We start from the raw sequence: 4,376 nt of genomic DNA, 5'->3' as shown, positions 1-4,376 counted from the left end.
AGCTTGCCTGATTACCCCTGCAACCACCACACCGCTTCAAACGGGCGCAGCGTTATTGCGCCCGGCTTGTCGGCGGTGTCCGGGTAGTTGCTGAGCACAGTCTGCCAGTCGTCATCGGTTTGCTCCGGCGCCCAGGTCTGAACTTCGCGGCTGAGGTTCGCCGCCACCAGCAGGGTCTGGCCCTGCCACTGGCGGCGGTAGCACCACAGGGAAGGGTGCTGCGGCAGAAGATCCTGATAATCCCCCCACGTCAGCACCGGCAGCGTTTTGCGTAACTGAATCAGCGACTGATAAGTGTAGAACACCGAATCAGGGTCGCGAAGCGCCGCGTCGGCGTTGATCTCGCGGTAGTTATCGCAAAGCGCGATCCACGGCTCGCCGGTGGTGAAGCCGCCGTGCGCCGCCTCGCTCCACTGCATCGGCGTGCGGCCGTTGTCGCGGGACTTGCTGGCGAGGATCGCCAGCAGCGTATCGGCATCGACGCCCTGACCGAGGCGTTCGGCGAACATGTTGTGGCTCTCCACGTCGCGGTAGTCGGTAATCCGCCGGAAGTGCGGGTTGGTCATGCCTATCTCTTCGCCCTGATAGATGTACGGTGTTCCCTGCATGCCGTGCAGCACCATGCCCAGCATTTTGGCGGCGACGACGCGGTATTCGCCCTCATCGCCGAAGCGCGACACGATGCGCGGCTGGTCGTGGTTGCACCAGAACAGCGCGTTCCAGGCCACATTGTGCATGCCCTGCTGCCAGTGGCTGAACAGCGCCTTCAGCGCGACGTAGTCCGGTTTTGCCTGCGTCCACTTCTCGCCATTCGGGTAGTCCACCTTCAGGTGATGGAAGTTAAAGGTCATCGACAGCTCGCGACCGTCGAGCGCGGCGTATTGCTGGCAGTGTTCAAGCGTGGTGGAGGACATCTCGCCCACGGTCATCAGCTGGCGCGGCGTAAAGACGTCGCGGCTCATCTCCTGGAGGAATTCATGCACCCGCGGGCCGTCGGTGTAAAAGCGGCGACCGTCGCCTTCAAGATCGAACGGGAAATCCTGATCTTTGGAAATCAGGTTCACCACGTCAAGGCGCAGGCCGTCCACGCCGCGATCGGCCCAGAACTCGCAGACCTGTTTTAGCTCGGCGCGCACCGCCGGGTTTTCCCAGTTGAGATCGGCCTGCTCGGGGGCGAACAGGTGCAGATAATACTGCTCGCTGTCGGCATGCCATTGCCAGGCGTTGCCGCCGAATTTGGCGCGCCAGTTATTCGGATCGTCACGCCAGATATAGAACGCGCGGCGTGGGCTGTCCGGGTGCTTCGCGTCGGCAAACCACGGGTGTTGGGTCGAGGTATGGTTAAACACCATGTCGAGAATGAGGCGGAGCCCGCGTGCTTTCGCCTGCGCCACCAGTTCGTCGAAATCCGCCAGCGTGCCGTAGGCCGGGTCGATGGCGGTGTAGTCGGCGACATCGTAGCCGTTATCCACCTGCGGCGAGACGTAAAACGGCGTGAGCCAGATGGCGTCAATGCCCAGGGTTTTCAGATAGTCGAGGCGGGCGGTGACGCCGCGCAAGTCGCCGGTGCCGCTGCCGGTTGTGTCCTGGAAACTCTTCGGGTAGATCTGGTAGATAACGCCGTTTTGCCACCAGTGGGGAAGGTTATTCATACATTTTTCCTGAGTTACAACAGAAAGGGCGCCGACGCGCCCCGACGACATTACACAATCTGCAGCGTGCCCTGACGGAACTTGCGCTGGTACACCAGTATCGTCAGCACAATCGGCACCACGATGGCGACAACCATCGCCAGCGCATAGACCTGCCAGTAAGTTGGCTGGATAGAGAGGATGCCGGGCAGGCCACCAACGCCGATGCCGTTGGCCATCACGCCGTTAAGGCCGCACAGCAGGCCCGCAAGCCCCGAGCCGACCATCGCGCACAGCATCGGGAAGCGGTATTTCAGGTTGATGCCGTACATGGCCGGTTCAGTCACGCCGAGGTAGGCGGAAATGGCCGCCGGAACGGAAATCTCGCGCTCGTTGTGCTTGCGGCTACAGATAATGATGCCGACCACCGCGGACGCCTGGGCGATGTTGGACAGCGCAATCAGCGGCCACACTGGCGTTCCGCCCATGCTCTGGATCATCTGCATGTCGATAGCAAGCGTGGTCTGATGCACGCCGGTTATCACCAGCGGCGCATAGAGGAAGCCGAACAGCGCCGCGCCAATCGGGGCGAAGCTGCCGGTCATCAGGTGGCGTACCGCGAACGCCACGCCGTCACCGATCAGGCGGCCGAACGGGCCGATAAAGGCGTGGGCGAGGAAGACGGCGAGGATCAGCGAACAGACCGGCACCACCACCAGGTAGAGGTAATCCGGCACGATGCGCTTCAGGCGCGTTTCAATCATGCCGAGCGCCAGACCGGCCAGCAGCGCCGGGATCACCTGCGCCTGATAGCCCACCTTCGCGATGCTGAACAGGCCGAAGTTCCACACTTCCGGCACCTGCTGGCCCAGTAAATAGGCGTTCATCAGCTGCGGCGACACCAGCGTCACCCCCAGCACGATGCCGAGGATCGGCGTGCCGCCCATTTTCTTCACCGCCGACCAGCAGATCCCGACCGGCAGGTAGAAGAAGATGGCTTCGCCGATAAGCCACAGAAAGTCATAGACGGTTTTCAGCGACGGGTGCATCTGCGCCAGCGTCTGGCCGTTGCTCATCGGCAGGTCGCCGATGACGTTGCGAAAACCGAGGATTAAACCGCCGCTGATCAGCGCGGGCAGCAGCGGGAAGAAGATTTCGGCAAAGTGGGAAATCAGCCGCTCATGCCATTTCATGTTCTGCCGCGCGGCGAGCTTTGCCTGCTCCTTATTGGCGGAGGCCTGCCCGGTGGTGGCCAGCAGCGCCTTGTAGTAATCGCCGACGTCGGTACCAATCACCACCTGGAACTGCCCGGCGTTGGTAAAGCAGCCTTTGACCATCGGCAGCGCTTCGATGGCTTTGGGGTTGGCGCTGGCCGGGTTATTCAGCACAAAGCGCAGGCGGGTGATGCAGTGGCTGACGGTGGCGATATTGTCGCGCCCGCCGACCCGTTCGATCAGTTTATCGATGTCCTGTTGTTTTACTTTGCTCATGATGAGGTCTCGCAGCAGAGGAAGTTATGACCTGCGCAAAGGCTATCCGTTTCGTGTGAACTCGGAAACGGGAACGTTCCCGAAAATGGGTGACGATCACAAATATTCGTCCGTTAGTGCACTTAGAAGGGGATTTTGGTTAAGTCATTAGCACAGTATGATACTTGAACAATAACCCGTTTTTATTAAGTGATGGTAAGAGCATTGGCCTGTCCTGGAGATAAGTGCCCTTATGGGCCATATATTCGGCGGGGCTGCAGCGCTGTACGTGCAGAATCTGGAGATGATGTATTTCTGATAGCCCCCGTGTTCCAACGCGCAGGTGCCCTTGAAGCAGAAGGGGCATCCGGTTCAGGTATAGCAAATACTATTACCAGACTGATTCGATTATCATGATGAATATTATCAAAAGGCTTTTTAGGCGGCTGTTTAAGTCCTTAGTTTCGTTCTACGGACCGGCACTACTAACAATCATATTTGCATTACTGCAGGCCCATTTCTTCCCTGGTAGCCCCGTATGGCCAATAGGTGTTTTCTTCATATTCATTATGGTTATTTTTGGTCGCTACGTGAAATGGTAAATACCCGCACATTAACTCTGTAAATTATATAAGGAAATTATATGTCTACTCCAGCGCACCTATGGCTTGAGGATGAAAGCGGCTCACCGATTGTTGGAAGTTGTACCAGCAATCGGGCATTATCGAAGCAGGGATGACATCGGTACTTAGACGCTCAATTAAATGCTCAGGCAAATCACTTTCACAGAGATCTTGCATTGTCATGAGCGCGTGTAATAAGCGTCCACACAGTGCATTACGTTCTGCTGTATCGCTTGTTTCGAGCAGTACATTGACAAACGAAGTGCATAAATCCGCCACTTCGAACAGATCGGCTGATGCCGGTAGAGGTCTGGTGATTATCTGACGGACAAAATTTCCATGAGATCCAGAAAAAGGGAAGGTTGGGAAAGTAGCCATAAGGCAGCCTCTTTGTGCAATTTTGAGTAATCACCGCCTGAGTTCCTACGCTCGAGGGTGGTGACGCTGGCGGAGGTAGGAAGTACCGATGCACAAAGAAACCGGCCAGCCTTTCGGCTGCTCCGCCAGCGCCACCATGATTTTATCTGGATGTGCGCTGCCCCGACATAAAAATTGTCGCTTTGTGCATTTATACGGGTTCCTACGCCCGGTTACAGGTGACCTGCAACGGGCATAATTTATGATGAGTGAGAGTGGGGTAAAAGGAGCTTCGT

The 4,376-nt window shown here is 57.5% G+C and carries 4 protein-coding genes; 1 reads left to right on the top strand and 3 read right to left on the bottom strand.

All coding sequences use genetic code 11. The features are described 5' to 3' along the window. Positions 1-11 precede the first annotated feature (11 nt). Positions 12-1,652 (bottom strand): alpha,alpha-phosphotrehalase, encoded by a 1,641-nt coding sequence (treC, locus tag JO226_RS13245; protein ID WP_293592844.1) that lies wholly within the window; start codon positions 1,650-1,652, stop codon positions 12-14. Positions 1,653-1,702: 50 nt separating this feature from the next. Further along, positions 1,703-3,121, bottom strand: coding sequence for a PTS trehalose transporter subunit IIBC (gene treB, locus JO226_RS13240; RefSeq protein ID WP_293592842.1), 1,419 nt, complete (start codon positions 3,119-3,121; stop codon positions 1,703-1,705). A 392-nt stretch (positions 3,122-3,513) separates the two neighbouring features. On the opposite strand from treB, the gene JO226_RS23330 reads away from it, so the two are divergent. Next, a complete protein-coding gene (locus JO226_RS23330; RefSeq protein WP_367273559.1) occupies positions 3,514-3,702 on the top strand; it encodes a hypothetical protein in 189 nt (62 codons plus the stop codon). Between the two features lie 45 nt (positions 3,703-3,747). Here the strand turns inward: JO226_RS23330 and JO226_RS13235 are convergent, their stop codons facing one another. Then, positions 3,748-4,101 carry a hypothetical protein gene (locus tag JO226_RS13235; RefSeq protein ID WP_293592840.1) on the bottom strand — a complete coding sequence of 118 codons (354 nt, stop codon included), beginning with the start codon at positions 4,099-4,101 and terminating at the stop codon, positions 3,748-3,750. Positions 4,102-4,376: the final 275 nt, after the last annotated feature.

It is taken from the genome of Pluralibacter sp. (assembly GCF_019237635.1).
Classification (GTDB): Bacteria; Pseudomonadota; Gammaproteobacteria; order Enterobacterales; family Enterobacteriaceae; genus Enterobacter_B.
Note: the sequence above shows the minus strand (reverse complement) of the source record. Positions and strands in the feature narration are given on the sequence as shown.